Origin of the sequence: uncultured Algibacter sp. (assembly GCF_905480415.1) — a bacterium.
GTDB lineage: Bacteria > Bacteroidota > Bacteroidia > Flavobacteriales > Flavobacteriaceae > Algibacter_B.
On the sequence record NZ_CAJQQI010000085.1, the window covers coordinates 1 to 17,668 of the forward strand.

General features: G+C 31.6%; 16 protein-coding genes and 1 tRNA gene. 7 read left to right on the plus strand and 10 right to left on the minus strand.

The features are described from left to right. Positions 1–6: 6 nt before the first annotated feature. Complete coding sequence (locus tag QZ260_RS06085) at positions 7–1,596, minus strand: peptide chain release factor 3 (RefSeq protein ID WP_295983985.1); 1,590 nt, start codon at positions 1,594–1,596, stop codon at positions 7–9. Between the two features lie 120 nt (positions 1,597–1,716). Between QZ260_RS06085 and idi the strand changes: the two genes are divergently transcribed. From idi to QZ260_RS06110, 5 genes are all read left to right on the plus strand, one after another. Continuing rightward, positions 1,717–2,241, plus strand: coding sequence for an isopentenyl-diphosphate Delta-isomerase (gene idi, locus QZ260_RS06090; protein WP_295983988.1), 525 nt, complete (start codon positions 1,717–1,719; stop codon positions 2,239–2,241). Next, positions 2,238–2,648, plus strand: a complete 411-nt coding sequence (locus QZ260_RS06095; protein WP_295984083.1) for a 6-carboxytetrahydropterin synthase — start codon at positions 2,238–2,240, stop codon at positions 2,646–2,648. The genes idi and QZ260_RS06095 overlap by 4 nt, the downstream gene beginning before the upstream one ends. A 7-nt stretch (positions 2,649–2,655) precedes the next feature. Further along, complete coding sequence (locus tag QZ260_RS06100) at positions 2,656–3,618, plus strand: type I phosphomannose isomerase catalytic subunit (protein ID WP_295983990.1); 963 nt, start codon at positions 2,656–2,658, stop codon at positions 3,616–3,618. 28 nt (positions 3,619–3,646) lie between these two features. Further along, entirely contained in the window at positions 3,647–3,916 is a 270-nt protein-coding gene (locus tag QZ260_RS06105; protein WP_295983993.1) for a hypothetical protein, read from the plus strand. 47 nt (positions 3,917–3,963) lie between these two features. Continuing rightward, positions 3,964–4,037, plus strand: a tRNA-Thr gene (locus QZ260_RS06110). 67 nt (positions 4,038–4,104) lie between these two features. Here QZ260_RS06110 and QZ260_RS06115 read toward each other — a convergent pair. Together QZ260_RS06115 and QZ260_RS06120 are read right to left on the minus strand one after the other, a co-directional pair. Beyond that, positions 4,105–4,809 (minus strand): DUF4369 domain-containing protein, encoded by a 705-nt coding sequence (locus QZ260_RS06115; protein ID WP_295983995.1) that lies wholly within the window; start codon positions 4,807–4,809, stop codon positions 4,105–4,107. A 572-nt stretch (positions 4,810–5,381) separates the two neighbouring features. After that, positions 5,382–5,975 carry an alpha-ketoglutarate-dependent dioxygenase AlkB gene (locus tag QZ260_RS06120; RefSeq protein ID WP_295983998.1) on the minus strand — a complete coding sequence of 198 codons (594 nt, stop codon included), beginning with the start codon at positions 5,973–5,975 and terminating at the stop codon, positions 5,382–5,384. A gap of 39 nt (positions 5,976–6,014) precedes the next feature. Between QZ260_RS06120 and QZ260_RS06125 the strand changes: the two genes are divergently transcribed. Continuing rightward, positions 6,015–6,680, plus strand: coding sequence for a M15 family metallopeptidase (locus QZ260_RS06125; protein ID WP_295984000.1), 666 nt, complete (start codon positions 6,015–6,017; stop codon positions 6,678–6,680). Positions 6,681–6,865: 185 nt separating this feature from the next. Here the strand turns inward: QZ260_RS06125 and QZ260_RS06130 are convergent, their stop codons facing one another. From QZ260_RS06130 to htpG, 6 genes are all read right to left on the minus strand, one after another. Then, positions 6,866–8,107, minus strand: a complete 1,242-nt coding sequence (locus QZ260_RS06130) for a DEAD/DEAH box helicase (RefSeq protein WP_295984003.1) — start codon at positions 8,105–8,107, stop codon at positions 6,866–6,868. Positions 8,108–8,150: 43 nt separating this feature from the next. Beyond that, on the minus strand, positions 8,151–8,786 hold the full coding sequence (locus QZ260_RS06135) for an MOSC domain-containing protein (protein WP_295984006.1): 636 nt from the start codon (positions 8,784–8,786) through the stop codon (positions 8,151–8,153). Between the two features lie 49 nt (positions 8,787–8,835). Next, complete coding sequence (locus tag QZ260_RS06140; RefSeq protein ID WP_295984009.1) at positions 8,836–9,483, minus strand: class I SAM-dependent methyltransferase; 648 nt, start codon at positions 9,481–9,483, stop codon at positions 8,836–8,838. A gap of 160 nt (positions 9,484–9,643) precedes the next feature. Continuing rightward, on the minus strand, positions 9,644–10,096 hold the full coding sequence (locus QZ260_RS06145) for an FKBP-type peptidyl-prolyl cis-trans isomerase (RefSeq protein WP_295984011.1): 453 nt from the start codon (positions 10,094–10,096) through the stop codon (positions 9,644–9,646). Positions 10,097–10,162: 66 nt separating this feature from the next. Beyond that, positions 10,163–11,122, minus strand: a complete 960-nt coding sequence (locus QZ260_RS06150) for a tRNA-dihydrouridine synthase family protein (protein ID WP_295984012.1) — start codon at positions 11,120–11,122, stop codon at positions 10,163–10,165. Between the two features lie 245 nt (positions 11,123–11,367). After that, positions 11,368–13,281: a molecular chaperone HtpG gene (gene htpG, locus QZ260_RS06155; protein WP_295984014.1), complete on the minus strand. Its 1,914-nt coding sequence runs from the start codon at positions 13,279–13,281 to the stop codon at positions 11,368–11,370. A gap of 234 nt (positions 13,282–13,515) precedes the next feature. Here htpG and QZ260_RS06160 point away from each other — a divergent pair, with 234 nt between their 5' ends. Continuing rightward, a complete protein-coding gene (locus QZ260_RS06160; RefSeq protein WP_295984016.1) occupies positions 13,516–14,523 on the plus strand; it encodes a beta-ketoacyl-ACP synthase III in 1,008 nt (335 codons plus the stop codon). Between the two features lie 622 nt (positions 14,524–15,145). On the opposite strand, the gene QZ260_RS06165 is transcribed toward QZ260_RS06160, so the two are convergent. After that, on the minus strand, positions 15,146–17,623 hold the full coding sequence (locus QZ260_RS06165) for an outer membrane beta-barrel family protein (RefSeq protein ID WP_295984017.1): 2,478 nt from the start codon (positions 17,621–17,623) through the stop codon (positions 15,146–15,148). Positions 17,624–17,668: the final 45 nt, after the last annotated feature.

Below are 17,668 nucleotides of genomic sequence, written 5' to 3' on the forward strand. Positions count from 1 at the left end.
CTAGATTTAATCAAATTCTGAAGTAAAATGAAGTTTTATATTCGGATATTTCTGTTGTGTCATTTGTAAAGAAAAAGGCGAATCTGCTAAAAATACGAGTTGGTTTTGTTTGTCTTTAGCTAAAAATCGTTGTTTAACTCTAACAAACTCTTTATACTCATCTGTTTTAGATTCTGTGGGATCTACCCAGCACGCTTTATGCACATTTAAGTTTTCATACGTACATTTCGCACCATACTCATGCTCTAATCTATATTGAATCACTTCATATTGTAACGCGCCAACAGTCCCAATTACTTTTCGCCCATTAAGTTCTAAAGTAAACAATTGCGCCACACCTTCATCCATGAGTTGGTCAATACCTTTATTAAGTTGCTTCGCTTTCATTGGATCGGAATTATTAATATATCTAAAGTGTTCTGGTGAAAAACTAGGTACGCCTTTATAATTTAATATTTCACCTTCCGTTAACGTATCACCAATCTTAAAACTCCCAGTATCTTGTAAACCTACAATATCTCCTGGATAAGAAATATCTACAATTTCTTTTTTCTCAGCAAAAAAGGCATTTGGACTAGAGAATTTCACCTTCTTATTATGTCTAACATGCAAGTACGGCGTATTTCTTTTAAACACTCCAGAGACTATTTTTACAAAAGCCAAACGATTTCTGTGGTTTGGGTCCATGTTAGCGTGAATTTTAAAAACGAAACCACTAAATTTTTCTTCATCCGGCTGCACTAAACGTTCTTCACTTTGTTTAGGTCTTGGTTTTGGTGCTATTTCAACAAAACAATCTAATAATTCTCGTACTCCAAAACTATTTAACGCAGAGCCGAAAAATACAGGTTGTAATGTGCCGTCTAAATAGTCTTGATTATCAAAAGGAGGATAAATACCCTCTACTAACTCTATTTCTTCTCTCAAAGTATCGGCGGCAGTCTCACCAATTAATGTATTCAATTCTGGAGACGTTAAGTCATTAATTTCTATAGTTTCCTCAATATTTTTACGACTATCGCCACTAAATAAGTTTATGTTTTTCTCCCAAATATTATATATCCCTTTAAAGTCGTAGCCCATACCGATAGGGAAACTTAAAGGAGTAACTCTCAATCCTAATTTTTGTTCAATTTCATCAAGTAGTTCAAAGGCGTCTTTACCTTCACGATCCATTTTATTAATAAAAACGATCATGGGTATATTACGCATGCGGCATACTTCAACTAGCTTTTCTGTTTGCTCTTCAACACCTTTGGCCACATCAATAACGACAATAACACTATCAACAGCGGTTAATGTTCTAAACGTGTCTTCAGCAAAATCTTTGTGACCCGGAGTATCAAGAATATTAATCTTAATACCATTGTATTCAAAAGCTAAAACAGAGGTAGCAACAGAGATACCACGTTGGCGTTCTATTTCCATAAAGTCACTGGTAGCACCCTTTTTTATTTTATTGCTTTTTACAGCACCCGCTTCTTGAATGGCGCCACCAAAAAGAAGTAGTTTCTCTGTTAAAGTTGTTTTACCTGCATCTGGATGCGAAATAATACCAAAAGTACGTCTGCGTTGTATTTCTTTTGAAAAACTCATATAAAATATAAATGGGTTGCAAATATAATATTTATAAGTTCAATAGAAATTTAAACCACTTTTTAAATTTAACTGAAGAATAATGATTTTTATAAATTTACTTATTATTTTTGTCCAACTATGAAAGAAGAACATGTAATCCTTGTTAATGAACAGGATGAACAAATTGGTTTAATGCCCAAGCTTGAAGCGCATCAAAAGGCATTGCTACACAGAGCCTTTTCCGTATTTATTTTTAATGATAAGAATGAATTGATGTTGCAGCAACGCGCATTAGATAAATACCATTCACCTGGCCTTTGGACTAATACATGTTGCAGTCATCAAAGAGATGGTGAAACGAATATAGAAGCAGGAAAAAGACGTTTGCAAGAAGAAATGGGTTTTGTAGTTGATTTGCAAGAATCTATTTCATTTATGTATAAGGCACCATTTGATAATGGTTTAACCGAGCACGAGTATGATCATGTTTTATTAGGTAAATATAATAATGAACCAGTTATAAATACGAGTGAGGCAGCTAGTTGGAAATGGATGCTCATTGAAGAAGTAAAGGACGATATTGCTATTCATCCAGAATTATATACCGAGTGGTTTAAAGTTATTTTTGATAAATTTTACGAACATCTAAATATAAGTTCATAATGATAACAGTAAGTAGAAAAGCACATTTTAATGCTGCCCACAGGTTGTATCGAAAAGATTGGAGTTTTGAAAAGAACGATGAAATTTTCGGTAAATGCAACAACCCGAACTTTCATGGTCACAATTACGAACTTATAGTTAGCGTAACCGGTGAAATTGATACAGAAACTGGTTATGTTATTGATATGAAAGTATTAAAAGATATTATTAAAAGAGAAGTTGAAGATGCATTTGATCATAAAAACTTAAATTTAGAAGTTCCAGAATTTGCAGATTTAAATCCAACTGCTGAAAATATTGCTGTTGTGATTTATAATAAGATGAAATCGAAACTTGATTCAAAATTAGATTTAGAAATCACGCTTTACGAAACACCAAGAAATTTTGTAACCTATTCTGGGAAATAAATACTTTATGTTATATCCAATTAAATTTGCGCCCATTTTAAAAGAAAAAATTTGGGGCGGACAAAAATTAAAAACTCTATTAAATAAAGCTAGCGACTTACCAAATATTGGTGAAAGTTGGGAAATTAGTGATGTAGAAGGAGATACGTCTATAGTTTCTAATGGAAGTTTAATAGGCAAATCTTTGAAAGATTTATTAGAAACATATAAATCAGATTTATTAGGAGAAAAAAATTATAAGGTATTCGGGAATAAATTTCCGCTTTTAATAAAATTCATAGATGCGAAAGAAGATTTGTCAATTCAATTGCACCCTAATGATCAACTTGCAGCAAAACGCCATAATTCATTTGGTAAAACAGAAATGTGGTATACATTGCAAGCAGATGAGGGATCCAATTTAATAGTTGGTTTTAATCAAGACATGACGCCCGAAAAGTATTTAAGTCATTTAGAAAATAAAACACTTACAGAAATATTAAATTTCGACAATGTAAAAGTAGGTGACACTTATTTTATTGAAGTTGGTCGTATTCATGCTATTGGTGCTGGCGTTATGGTTGCAGAAATACAACAAACTAGTGATATTACGTATCGTGTTTATGATTGGGATAGAGTTGATGATGATGGCAATGAAAGAGAATTACATAACGATTTAGCTATTGATGCTTTTGATTTTAATATGCCAGATGATTTTAGAGTGGCATACTCTAAAACAGAAAATCAATCTAATCAGATGGTAAGTTGTCCTTATTTTAAAACAAGTTATTTGGAAGTAACAACTACTATAAAAAAAGTAAATAATAAAGATTCTTTCTTTATTTATATATGTGTTGAAGGCAGCGCCACTATAACGTATAATGAACATTCTGAAAATATAAAAAAAGGAGAAACCATATTGGTGCCTGCTTCAATAAAGCACTATGAAATTAATTCTAAAAAGGCTACGCTATTAGAAGTTTATGTGTAATTTTGCAATCAAAATAAATTAAAAAATTATGGCAAACGTTAGAGATTTAAAAAAAGATATAAATTACGTTTTAGGTGATATTATAGAAGCAGTTTATGTTTGGGAATATTCAAATACAGATAAAGACACTAAGAAAAGTGAAGGGATTATTGATGAGGCCATTGAAACTTTTGACGAATTAATAGCTAAAGTAAATGCTAAAAATGTGGAAAATGCAAAAGCACATTTTAAAGCAATTAATGGTGAGCTAGAAACAAAAGGACGCGCTTTAATTGATAAGATTAATAAATTAGGATAAAATTTTTAATTGTGCTAGCAAATATTATATTTGCAGCCGTTAAAAACGCCGATGTAGCTCAGCTGGCTAGAGCAGCTGATTTGTAGTCAGCAGGTCGTGGGTTCGAGTCCCTCCATCGGCTCTAAAGTAAAAAGCCTTTCCATGATGTGGAAAGGCTTTTTTTATGTAATTTTCTTATCGTAAGAGGTTTAGTTATCTGTTTCTGTACTTTTAATGGTATTGATAAAAGTGTTTAATTCTTTCCCATATTTAGAGGCTTTAACTTTAGGTGTTAAAGAATTATTTATGGTATCTAAATAATCGATTCTAGCGTTATAGATTTCTGTTAACGCTAAATAAGGAGCAACTTCGCTGTTCTTATTATTTAAGGCAAAATTTACAGTGTATAAATATTTGCGCTTAAGCGAATTATTACTTTCTTTTATTAATATATTGAGTTTAGCTGTATCTCCTGCTTTTCGGGCTTCAAATTGCTCTTTAAAATTATATAAGTATCTATTGTTAATTTTATCAATAACAGTTTGGTACTCTTCTAAAGTTTTTTGTTGCTCGGAACCTTTAATCTCAAATTCAAAGGCAAAGTTTTTTAGCGTGGTATTAATTTCTGTAATGCCTTTATCAGCAAAAAATGTAATTCTATCTTTTTCAGCACTATTTTTGTCGAGATATAAATAAAAAACTTCTGGACTATCTAAATCACTATGTAGTTCAATATTTGTATTACCATTAACAACTAATGAGTCTATGATTACTAATGTAGTGTCTTCAACCTTTTTAAGATAAAGCGTTCCTTTTTTTAAGCCTTCAATATTGGCTTTTACAGTTAAATCATGTTGCTCTTTACCACACGCCATTAAAAACAAGGCTAATAGTACAAGTGATATTTTTTTCATAGATTTTTAAAATTGTTTTAAAGAAGCACAAATATCATACAATTAAATGTGAATTACTAGTTGCACATTATTATTTTATAATTGAACAGGTTTGTTTAACAAATCAATTAAATATTCTGTATTCAAGTTTGGCACGAGAATTGATATTTAGTAAATAGGATTACATTCGTTATATATGTTTATTGAGTGGTTACTTTAAACTTAAGAATTGTAATTCATATTTTGGTTGGTTAGTTAGTAAAAAAGCATCCTATTTTAGGATGCTTTTTTTATGCTATTTAGTTTGGCTTTATTAATATTCATTTTTCATAATGATGTATTTCATCGATATTATTGTCTAATTCATCTATAAATGTTAAAATTTAATGTATTTCATCGATTTTAAATGTATTTAGTCGTTGTAATATGTTTCATAAGTATATATTTGGAGTGTACTAAATAACACACTTTTTAGTTCAATGGATTAATTAATTAATATTTGCATTGTGGTGTTGAAATGGAAACCCCAAATCTGACATCATAATATAAAAAGCAAATTGAAGAAAAACCGAGTTTGAGGGAACTCGGTTTTTTTATGCAATAATTCGAAATGTTAAATTAATTCGTTTTCCTATATTTCTTTTAGTTTTTGGTATGTGATGCAACCAATTAGTTTGAGTTTCTCCTTGCATTAATAAAAGGCTTCCATGTTGGAGTATGAGTTTTGTTTTAAGAGTTTTATCCGTTTTATGTTTCATATGAAAAACTCTTTCCACTCCTAACGAGACAGAAGCTATAATTGGATTTTCTCCTAGTTCTTTTTCATTGTCTGCATGCCAACCATTACTATCATTTCCGTCACGATATAGATTCGCTAAACAACTTGTGAATTTAATTTTCAGTTCTGTTTCAATTTTATTCTTAATGTCTAACAAAACACCTTCAAATATATTCGGTTGCATTACAATATTACTGTACTTATAGTTGTTTTTGTTAGTAGCATAAAAAGCGGTTAAGCGCGGTTGTAAATATGTTTTTCCATAAACAGTTATGGTATCTTGTTTCCAATCGATTTGATCTAATAGGCTACTGAAATGATTATCTGCTTCATTTATGTTAATGAAATTGGGATAGTAAGTTACTTCTGCATCTTTCAGATTTAAATTTATAGGACTTTCGAATAGCATATTATTTTATTTTCTAAATTAGCGTAATTCAAAATTAAAATGAAGTATACTTTAACTTTTTTAATCTGTTTTGTTTTTTCTAGTTTTTATGCCCAACTGCCAAATGGGTTTATTTATGCAGAAGACGTTATCCCTGATTTAGAAGTTGAGCTTCGCTATTTTACTTCAAACAACTTTGTTGGACAACCTATTGAAGGATATCATTCTAATAAGCTCATATTGACTTTAGAATCTGCCCAAGCTCTAAAATTGGTTCATGAAGCATTGCAAGAGCAAAATCTATGTTTGAAAGTGTATGACGGTTATAGACCACAAAGCGCTGTTAACCACTTTATAAAATGGGCGAGGGATTTGGATGACACGATTAATAAACATACGTTCTATCCAGATGTTAAAAAGAGAAACCTTTTTAAAGATGAGTATATAGCTTCTAAATCAGGACATAGTAGAGGAAGCACATTAGATTTAACTATTATTGATGGTAATACTGGTATTCCATTAGATATGGGAAGTGCCTATGATTTTTTCGGTCAAGAATCTTGGATTGATTATACGAACATCACAGAGAAGCAAAAAATAAATAGACAATTGCTTCAAAGATTTATGTTGAAATTTGGGTTTAGAAATTACCCTAAAGAATGGTGGCATTTCACACTTCGAGGTGAGCCATTTCGAGATACTTATTTTGATTTTGCTGTAAAATAAAAAACTGCTTTCATTTAGAAAGCAGTTTTAATTAGTTTGATTGATTTGTAGTTTGTGTTTATTCTAAATCTTTACTTATACTTTTCTGTTTTTCGGATTGATGTTTTGCATACACATACCATTGCTTAAAAATCATTTCAACAAACAATTTGAAGCATAAAACAAATCAAATATTATAATCTAAACTAGTACCAACGTTTTTTTTTCTTTTTAGACGCTTCACTTTTTCGACCTTTTCTATGTTTGCTCCCTGTTTTTTTAGACTTGTGAATAATGGGTTCTGCTTTAGGGTCTAAAGGATATGGATGGTCTTCTATAACATCCAATTGTATTTGAATGAGTTGTTGGATGGTTTTTAAATAACTTTTTTCATCAGCAGAACAAAGTGAATATGCCATTCCCGTATTTCCAGCTCTGGCCGTTCTTCCAATTCTATGCACGTATGTTTCTGGTACGTTAGGTAAATCAAAATTTACTACTGCATCCAAATCATTAATATCTATACCACGGGCAGCTACATCGGTAGCAATTAAAATATTTACTTCGCCCGTTTTAAACCTGTTTAAAGCATCTTGTCTGCTAGTCTGACTTTTATCACCATGAATACTGTCTACTTTATAATCATTATTTAAAAGTGTCTTTTCTAATTTATCAACACCATATTTTGTACGTCTGAAAATGATGATATTGCCTTTAATGGTGTTTCTAAGTAAGTGTAAACACAATTCAATTTTACTTTTTTTAGGAACAAAATATAACAATTGAGCAACATTTTTTGAAGTAGAAGAATTTTGAGCCACTTCAACACGTTCAGGTGTAGTTAAGATAGAATTAGCTAATTGCTCTACTTTATGAGGAATTGTTGCAGAAAACAAAAGGATTTGTTTTTCCTTAGTACATAAGCGTTCAATCTTTCTTACATCATCAATAAAACCCATATCTAGCATTAAATCGGCTTCATCTAAAACTAAAGTTTCTACATAATCTAGATTAACTAAATCTTGTTTATGTAAATCCAATAAGCGCCCTGGAGTTGCAATTAAAATATCAACGCCTTTTTTTAAAGTATCTTTTTGTGGCTCAAGAGATGCGCCACCAAAAACAACAGTAGTTCTTAGGTTGGTATGTTTGCAGTATGTTTTAAAATTATCTTCAATTTGGATGGCCAATTCTCTGGTAGGACTTACAATTAAAGCTTTAATGGTCTTTCCTTTTTTTGGAGCATCTTGTTTGTCTAATAACGATTGTAAAATAGGTAGAGCAAAAGCTGCCGTTTTACCTGTTCCTGTTTGTGCAGAAACAATCACATCTTTTTTATCTAAAATAAGAGGAATGGTTTTTTCTTGAACTAAGGTTGGATTGTCATATCCAGCTTCTGCAACGGCACGTAAAAGGGGTTTGCTTAATTTTAAATCTTTAAAAGACATCTATAATATATTTGTCGCAAAGATATGATAAACGAGTTCAATGCTACTTTAAAAAAAATTTCAGTTTATTTCTTTTTCGTTCCGGTAGCGCATTATTATCCATAATTAATTTAATATGGTCTCTGTTTTTTGATTTGTTATACAACAAATCAAAAAACTGCCATATACTAATGCTGTTTTTAGCTTTTTCAACTAACTTAAAAGTGTCACCAGTTTTAACAAAACCTGCTTCTAAAACGCGAACATAAGTTCCAGGATAACCATGCTCAATAAATTGCTTTAACACCTCTTGAGTGCCAAATTTTACTCCAAATTTAAAGCAAGGTTCTCTGGGTTGCGTAACTTGAACAAGTGCTGAACTTATTTCATAAATATCACCTATGTGAATGTCTTTTTCATTTAATCCAGAAACAGTAAGATTTTCACCAAACATGCCTAACTCCCAATTTAGATTAGGATATAAGTTTTTCCAATACTCATATTGATTTTTAGAAAATAAATAACAAGCTTTAAACTCACCACCATGATGCTTCCTGTCTGAAACTTCATCGCCTTTTACATCCTCTTTTCCTAAATAAATAGGTTTATTTATAGGTTTTTTGTAAATCCCCGTAAGGACTTCTTTCTCATTCCAAATAATGGTGGTTGGTTTAGATATGTTTGTAGATCTGATTTTCAAAAGGTTTGCTTAAAGTGCGTTTTAATGCTTTTTATATATGGTTGTACACTCATTTTTTTACATGTATAATGGTGTGTGTTTCAGAGGTGTTGTCTGACTTTTTGTAATTTTTTTCTATAATGTCAACTACTGACATTTGATTCAATTCTAATTCCCTTCTTATTGTATTAATTTCGTGGTAATAAAAATAGGATCTGTAACCTGAGTTACCGGTTATAAATCCTGATTTTTCAGGGTTGCCAGAAATAAAACTTAAATATAAAATGCCGTCATTTGCTAATAATTTTCCACAATCATAAATAAGTTTCATGCAGTCGGGTTTTGATAGATAAGGAATTGTAAATCCGCAGATTATTCCGTCATATTTATTGTCGATTCTTTTAAGGTTTCTACAGTCTAAAACTGTAGTTTCTATATGCGGATTATTCTTTTTAGCCAAATCAATCATTTTCTTAGAAACATCTGTTGCTAAAACCTTTAGATTAGGATTTATTTCCAAAATATGTCGCGTAATGTTTCCTGGTCCACATCCAATTTCAAGTACAGCAGCATCTTGTTTAGATAATAAATCACAAAATTTCTTATAGGTATCATCATATAGCCCAAAATCCATGAATTCATCTTCATAGAGTTGAGCAATATTATTCCAAGTTTTATGTGTTTCTATGTATCTATCTTCCTTTCGGGTAAATGACATACAATGCTCTTTATGAATATAAATTGTATTGATATAGTTTATATCCGACGTTAAACGAAGTTAGCTAATTTTTATGATAAAGTTAAGATTCAATTCAAACAAAAAAACCACCTTGTTTTCACAAAGTGGTTAGATTTATAATTTTATAATACAGTATCTTTTAGTTCACAGAAATTAGTGCAATATCAAAAATAAGTACAGCACCTCCAGGAATAGAACTTCTACCTTTGTTACCATATCCTAAGCTAGAAGGTATTAAAAGTATACCACTTCCGCCTTCTTTAAAATAAGTGATGCCCTCTGTCCATCCCGCTATAACTTGTTGTAAGCTAAATGAAATACCATTAGCATTGCTTTGATCAAAAACAGTCCCATCGGAGAAATAGCCTTTGTAAGCAACCGTAACATTATCTGTAGTTGTTGGTTGTGTGCCAGTTCCAGGAGTATCAATTACATAATACAAACCCGAGCTGCTTTTCTGTGCAGTTAAATTGTTCTCTGCAATATAAGTTTGGATGTCTAGGTCGTTTTCTACTGTAAAGTCCTTGGATGCATCTTTTGAGCTACAAGCTGTAAATAAAACTAGAGTAAAAGCAATTAATATGTTTTTCATAATTTTAATTTTTGGCAAATATAGTAGAATAAATTTGACACGATTATGTTTTTTTGAGATTAAAGTTTAGCTATTTAGTTTTCTTTCATTCATTAAAATAGTGTTTACCGCTTGTTTGTATTTAAACGGATTGGTTGCTTTTTTTATAGCTTTATATGTTTTTTGAGGATTTGAACACGATTGAGAAAAGAATTCCCAAAACCCTAACATTTTCATTTTAATAGGCGTAGGCCCGGAAAGATAGTCGTCGTATTGTGTGTATATGGTATTATGGAATTCTTCAAAAATATCCCAACGGTTTTTAGGGTATTCTGCTGTGTTATTTTTTATCATTTGTGGTAGAAACGGGTCGGCAATTAAACCACGACCAATCATAAAATGATCTAAACTCGGGAAACGTGCTTGCATGGTTTTAAAAGTATGTACGCTTGTAATATCTCCATTATAATATAATTTGTGTTTGGTTTTGGTAATACAACGTTCAAAAGCATCTAGATTTACGGGCCCCTTATAAAGTTGTTTTCCTATTCTGGCATGAATAGCAATATTTTTTAGTGGGTATTGGTCTAAAATAGGGAAGACGTCCAAAATTTCTTTGGCATGATCGTAACCCATGCGCATTTTCATGGATACTAAAATATCGGTTTCGTTGTGTGCGCGTTCTAAAATATTATTGATTTTTGTAGGGTTACAAATTAAACCCGAGCCCATGCCAGATTTTGCAACCATGGGATATGGGCATCCTAAATTCCAGTTTAATTCTTTATAACCTAAGCTTTGTACATACTTAGCAACAAATAAGAATTCCTCGGCATCGTTGGTTATAATTTGTGGTATAACCTCTAAAGTGCTATTGTTTTCTTTTAGTAAATCGTTTTGATATGAGGCTTTAATTTTAAACTTACCATTAAGCCTAATGTACGGTGAATAAAAGGTGTCGATACCGCCAAAATAGTGATGGAATGCATTGCGAAATCTAAAATCTGTAAATCCTTGTAATGGTGACGAAAGTAATGTGAAAGCCATCTATAATTTATGTGGCGTAAAGATAGGGATATCTTTTTTTGAATGACAGAAAGTTTCGGGAGTATGAAGCGGTGTTTTTTAAATGTTTGTTTAAGACAAAGTCAAAGTCAAGTTTCAATATAAGCAAAAAACCACTCTGCTGAAGCGAAGTGGTTTTGAGTTTATAATAGTTCCGCGGAAGCGAAAAAAATTAAAGTATTAATTTAAGAGATTGCAAAATCCTGCGTCCTCTCAATGATGTCAACTTATTTTATCATCTCGTAACTACGTTTGATAAAGTTGGTTAATTCTTCACCTTTAAGTAAACCTTGAGATAACCTAGCCAAATCTAAACTTTGCGTAATTAAACGCTCTTGTTTCTTTTTGGTTTTGGTACTAAGAATTTCACCAACCAATTCAGAATTTGTATTTACTACTAAGTTGTACATTTCGGGCATGCTTCCAAACATATTCATACCGCCACCGCCGCCATTGGCTTGCATTTCTTTCATTCTACGCATAAATTCTGGTTGCGTTATGGTAAATGGTGATTCGTTACTATCCATAGCTTCTAATTGTACCATGAATTTATCAGAAGGAATAACTTCTTTTAATAATTCATCTAAAGCTTTGGTTTGATCTTCATCTAATTTAGAAATTGTTGTTTCATCTTTCTTAATTAAATTATTGATGTGGTCGCCATCAACACGAGCAAACGTTACGTTTTCTTTTGTGCTTTCTAACTTTTGAATTAAATGTGATATAATTGGAGAGTCTAACAATAAAACCTCGTAATCTTTAGATTTAGCCGATTCAATATAACTATGTTGAGCATCCTTATCAGAAGTATAAAGAACTACTAATTTACCATCTTTATCTGTTTGATTTGCTTTTATCTTGTTGAATAATTCTTCATACGTATAATATTTACCATCAACAGTTGGGTATAAGGCAAAGGCATCTGATTTTTCAAAGAATTTTTCTTCGGAAAGCATTCCGTACTCTATCACTATTTTAATATCGTTCCATTTGGCTTCAAAATCCTCACGGTTAGTATTGAATAACGATTTTAATTTATCGGCAACTTTTCTTGTGATGTAAGATGAAATCTTTTTAACAGCACCATCAGCTTGTAAATAAGAACGCGATACATTTAATGGAATATCTGGTGAGTCAATAACACCACGAAGCATCGTTAAAAATTCAGGAACAATACCTTCAACATTATCAGTTACATAAACTTGATTTTGATACAGTTGAATTTTATCCTTTTGAATTTGCATATCGTTCGACATCTTTGGGAAATATAAAATTCCTGTCAAATTGAATGGATAATCTACGTTTAAGTGAATGTTGAATAATGGCTCTTCAAATTGCGATGGGTACAACTCTCTGTAAAAGCTACTGTAATCTTCATCTTTTAAATCTGCTGGTTGTTTTGTCCAAGCTGGATTTGGATTGTTGATTACGTTATCAACAGTTATTTGTTTGTGTGGTTCGGTAGTTTCTTTACCGTCTTTATCTTTTGTTGTTTTTGGCTCGTGCTCAGGATCGTTTATTTCCTTAGTTCCGAACTTAATAGAAACAGGCATAAACTTGTTATACTTTAAAAGTAACTCACTAATTCTACTTTCTTCTAAAAACTCAGTAGAGTCTTCAGCAATATGAAGAATAATTTCTGAGCCCCTGTCTGTTTTGTCAGAAGGTTCTAATGTAAATTCTGGTGACCCATCGCAAGTCCAATGAGCAGCGGGTTCGTCTTTGAAAGATTTAGTAATGATTTCAACTTTTTCAGCAACCATAAAGGCTGAATAGAAACCAAGACCAAAATGACCGATAATCCCTGAATCTTTAGCAGAATCTTTATATTTATCTAAAAACTCTTCAGCTCCAGAAAAAGCAATCTGGTTGATATATTTTTCAACTTCTTCAGCTGTCATACCTAAACCTTGATCTATGATATGAAGTTTTTTACCTTCCTTATCAATTTTAACTTCAATCTGTGGGTTACCATATTCAACTTTCGTATCACCAACATGAGTGAGGTGTTTTAGCTTTAATGTTGCATCTGTAGCGTTACTAATTAGTTCACGTAAAAATATTTCGTGATCGCTGTACAAGAATTTTTTAATGAGTGGGAAGATATTTTCTACCGATACATTAATGTTTCCTTTTGTCATGATATATAAGTTTTATTTAATTTATTATTATGCTTCAGTAATAGTCAACAAAAATGCCAATTGATAAAATATGACAAACTGACACAATTTTTTTTCTTAAAAAAAGAAAAATTCAAAAGATAAATTTCAAAACACAAAAATATGTTCGGATATAGATTTGGAATTTGGTTTTTTATAATTTTGGAATTTAATAGTATTATTTTGTACTTTGGTTATTCTAATTAATAGCAACATATGTATAATTCAAAAATAATAGGACTAGGTAAGTATCTACCGGATAATGTGGTGACTAATGATGATTTATCTAAAATGATGGATACCAATGATGAATGGATACAAGAACGTACTGGAATAAAAGAGCGTAGATGGATTCCAGAAGGGTCTGAAGATACATCGGCAGTAATGGGTGCCAAAGCTTCAAGAATGGCAATTGAACGATCTGGATTAACTAAGGATGATATCGATTTTATTGTATTTGCAACCATGACACCAGATTATTATTTCCCTGGTTGCGGTGTGCAAATTCAAGACATGCTTGAAATGAAAAACGTTGGAGCCATTGATATTAGAAATCAATGCTCAGGTTTTGTTTATGCCTTATCTGTTGCTGATCAGTTTATAAAAACAGGAATGTATAAGAATATTTTGGTTGTTGGAGCTGAATATCATTCCAATGGATTAGATAAAAGTACACGTGGACGAGGAGTAACTGTAATTTTTGGTGATGGAGCAGGAGCATGCGTGTTGACTAGAGAAGAGGATACTACAAAAGGAATTTTATCTAGTCATTTACATAGTGAAGGAAAATATGCAGATAAGCTAATTGTTGAATCACCTAGTATTAAGCATTGGGTTCCAGAAATTTTGGCATCAGAGGAAGATGATTTATCATATTTCCCTTATATGGATGGCACTTTTGTTTTCAAACATGCTGTAGTGCGTTTTAGCGAAGTGATTATGGAAGGTTTAACAAAAAACGGCTTGCAGAAAGACGATATAGATATACTAATACCACATCAAGCGAACCTTAGAATAGCACAATTTATTCAGAGAAAGTTTGGGTTAAAAGACGACCAAGTGTTTAATAATATCATGAAATATGGTAATACTACTGCAGCATCGATTATCATTGCACTTACAGAGGCTTGGGAAGAAGGTAAAATAAAGCCAGGAGATAACGTGGTATTGGCAGCTTTTGGTAGCGGCTTTACATGGGCGAGTGCTATTATTAAGTGGGCATAAAAATAAAAATGTGGGCGTTGGCAGGCAGGCAGTTTACCTAAAGGGTCGCACTTTTTGCTACAACCTTTTGCGAAAAGCAAAAGGATTTTCACTACATTCCCTAATGCGTCATCGTCGAACATGATAGACTTAAATTAAGTCAAAGCACAGTTATAAATTAATATTCAAACGAAAAACCCGAAGCTTAAAGTTTCGGGTTTTTCTTGCTATTAATCAACTTCAACTAACACTAATGTGAAGAATCTTAATCTATTAGTCGTATAAGTTTAAATAACATTTCATAGATAAATAACATTTAACGTTTGTTAACAGTAAAGAAAAAAACTCGAAACAGGTTTCGAGTTTTTTTAATACAAATCTTTATTACGAATCTGTTTTTGTAGACGACTAACTCTAAATAATTAAAATTTCGTTTTTGGTTAGATTGTATGTGTGCGTAACGTTATTTTATTATATGTTATTGTGTTGATTATCAAAATTTAACATATTTTTTAACATTTTAATGATAAAGGGGTAATAAAAAAACAAAACCCATAAGCATTAATGCTTACGGGTTTCTTATTTAATAATCTTACATAAACACTAACCATTAACTATTATGCAGGCTATTAAATTTTTATTTTTAGAATCCTCCGCCTCCAGATTTTTCATTATTATCCCTTTGTTTACGAGATTTAGCGCGATATTTCCCTCCTCCGAAACGGTATGCAAAACCAATTTGTACGGTATTGCTTTCCCAATTAAATTCTACGTCTTGCTCAAAAGGTTGTACACCAGTAGCTGAGAATCTTTGAGTGTTAAAAACATCGTTATAGCTTAGACTAAATGTTCCTTTACCTTCCATAGTTGTATAACGGGCACCTAAATTTACAAAGTACATGGGTTTTGTATTAAACTGTAGTCCTTTTTCTTTTCCTTTATAAAAAGCAAATGCTGTTAATGTAAGAGCCTTAGTAGCTTTAAAATTGTTAAACATTCTAAAATTCCAAGTTATATTATCAACTTCTTTAATATCTGTAGTGATATCCGAAACGGTAGCCGTCTCTATAGGTGCAGTTAGTCGTTCTGCAATTCCTTTTTGGGTTTGTGAAAATATATCGAAACTTCCATTTATACTCCACCATTTTGTTGGTCTGTAATTAGTAGATAATTCAAACCCATAGGCAGAGGTATCATCAAAGTTATCACGAATCATAATTACTTTTCCAGAGTTTATATCGGTTCTGTCTATAAATAAAGCTCTATTTATTTCATCAGAAATGGCACGATAAAACACACCTCCAGTAATGCTACCTTTGTTATTATTTAAGTTTCTAGTGTAATTAGCTTCTAACGAATTGGTAAATTGTGGTCTTAAATCGATATTTCCGAATTGAGAAACTAATGGGGTACTCCATCTTTTTATTGGGTTAACCTGTCCTACACCTGGGCGATCTACACGACGACTATAACTTAATTGATATGAGTTTTTATCAGAAGGTGAATAAGTTAAGAATGCCGAGGGGTATATTTCGAAGTAGTTGTTTTTAAATGAAATCGGAGTGCTAATATTAGAGCTTATTTCGGTTTCAATAGCAAGAGCATCTACGGCTACATTTTCTATACGAGCTCCTATTTTATAGTTCCATTTTTCTATTTTTTTACTATAAGTCGCGTATGCAGAGTAAATATCTCTAGTATAATCAAAATCTGTATTTGGTGTTGGTCTATAAAGACCTTGTTCGTTTAAAGTTTCTCCTGTTGAAGCAAAGGATACATCCGAATTAAATAACCTAGCCTGTAAACCAAGCTCTAATTTGGCAGTTTCAGATAATGGATTTACATAGTCTAAATTTGCTGTTGTGCTCGTTCTGTCTGTAAAATTAAAATCGATATAGTTTTCCTGAGACCCTAGTAGAAATGTATAATCAACAGGGCCTTCATCATTGAAATTATTATAATCTACTTCGAGTTCAATATTGTGTCCTTCTTTTTTGAAATCTAATTTATAATCAAAATTATACTGTTCCGAATTATTATCGCTCATGGTATTAAAAAGTTGGCTTTGATTAAAAGAAGGGTTATTATAAAAGAATGCATCCGTTTGTCCTTCAAAACCAGAATTGGATGTACTTCGATTTGTAAACATCGAAATTGTATTTTTGTCATTTAGATAGATATCTACTCCAACTTTATATAAATGATTTTTTCTATCATTTAAAAATTGAAAAAATTGTTCAGAGTTATTAGACGGTCTAAAGATATTTCCAACATTTACTCGTTTTGCTATATTATTACTGTAGCTACCGTATAAATTAAATTTACCATTTCTATAATTCATATTTAAAGAACTATTGAATTTGGCTTCTTTTTCATGACTTAAATTAACACTAGCACTACCATTAAAACCAATCATAGTGTTTTTGTGTAGCACGATATTAATAATGCCACTCATGCCTTCTGGATTGTATTTTGCCGATGGATTGGTGATTAACTCAATTGATTTAATTGCTGATGATGGAATTTGTTGAAGCAATTGATCTGTTGGTATGTTAGATATTTTACCATCTACCATGACACGCACATTAGAGTTACCACGTAAACTTATTTCTCCAGATTGTACATCGATATTTACTGATGGGATTCCTATCATTAATTCTGATGCAGTACCAGTGGCAGCTAAGTCTTTACCAATAGTTATAACTTTCCGGTCTACCTTTTGTTGAATAGTAGAAACTTCAGCAACTACAGTAACGGCATCTAAGCCTTCAACTTGTTCTTCTAGTAAAATATTTCCTAAGTTAACTTTGTAGTTTCCTTTACCAAAATGAACTTCTTTGTTATAGGTTTTATAGCCAATATACTGAACACTTACAATAATATTTCCTTCTATAATTTTTCTAATTTCAAAAGCACCATCCTCTAATGTAATACCTCCAGTTAGAATTTCACCAGAAATATTTTTAATAATGATGTTTACGTATGGTAAGGGTTCCCTTAAAGTTGCGTCTAAAACTTTACCTGAGATAGTGCCTATTTTGTCAGTTTCGGGGTCTGGGTCTGTTGCATGTACTGCTGTAATTGAAAATAAAACAGCACATAAAAAGAGTAGTCTTTTCATTTGATTTGATTCGTTTTTTGATTGATTAATTGATGTATATTGTAG

Bases quoted from the DNA above. Each gene is read 5' to 3' on its own strand.
- QZ260_RS06085 (WP_295983985.1), bottom strand. From the start codon at position 1,596: ATGAGTTTTTCAAAAGAAATACAACGCAGACGTACTTTTGGTATTATT.
- idi (WP_295983988.1), top strand. From the start codon at position 1,717: ATGAAAGAAGAACATGTAATCCTTGTTAATGAACAGGATGAACAAATT.
- QZ260_RS06100 (WP_295983990.1), top strand. From the start codon at position 2,656: ATGTTATATCCAATTAAATTTGCGCCCATTTTAAAAGAAAAAATTTGG.
- QZ260_RS06105 (WP_295983993.1), top strand. From the start codon at position 3,647: ATGGCAAACGTTAGAGATTTAAAAAAAGATATAAATTACGTTTTAGGT.
- QZ260_RS06115 (WP_295983995.1), bottom strand. From the start codon at position 4,809: ATGAAAAAAATATCACTTGTACTATTAGCCTTGTTTTTAATGGCGTGT.
- QZ260_RS06120 (WP_295983998.1), bottom strand. From the start codon at position 5,975: ATGCTATTCGAAAGTCCTATAAATTTAAATCTGAAAGATGCAGAAGTA.
- QZ260_RS06125 (WP_295984000.1), top strand. From the start codon at position 6,015: ATGAAGTATACTTTAACTTTTTTAATCTGTTTTGTTTTTTCTAGTTTT.
- QZ260_RS06130 (WP_295984003.1), bottom strand. From the start codon at position 8,107: ATGTCTTTTAAAGATTTAAAATTAAGCAAACCCCTTTTACGTGCCGTT.
- QZ260_RS06140 (WP_295984009.1), bottom strand. From the start codon at position 9,483: ATGTCATTTACCCGAAAGGAAGATAGATACATAGAAACACATAAAACT.
- QZ260_RS06145 (WP_295984011.1), bottom strand. From the start codon at position 10,096: ATGAAAAACATATTAATTGCTTTTACTCTAGTTTTATTTACAGCTTGT.
- QZ260_RS06150 (WP_295984012.1), bottom strand. From the start codon at position 11,122: ATGGCTTTCACATTACTTTCGTCACCATTACAAGGATTTACAGATTTT.
- htpG (WP_295984014.1), bottom strand. From the start codon at position 13,281: ATGACAAAAGGAAACATTAATGTATCGGTAGAAAATATCTTCCCACTC.
- QZ260_RS06160 (WP_295984016.1), top strand. From the start codon at position 13,516: ATGTATAATTCAAAAATAATAGGACTAGGTAAGTATCTACCGGATAAT.
- QZ260_RS06165 (WP_295984017.1), bottom strand. From the start codon at position 17,623: ATGAAAAGACTACTCTTTTTATGTGCTGTTTTATTTTCAATTACAGCA.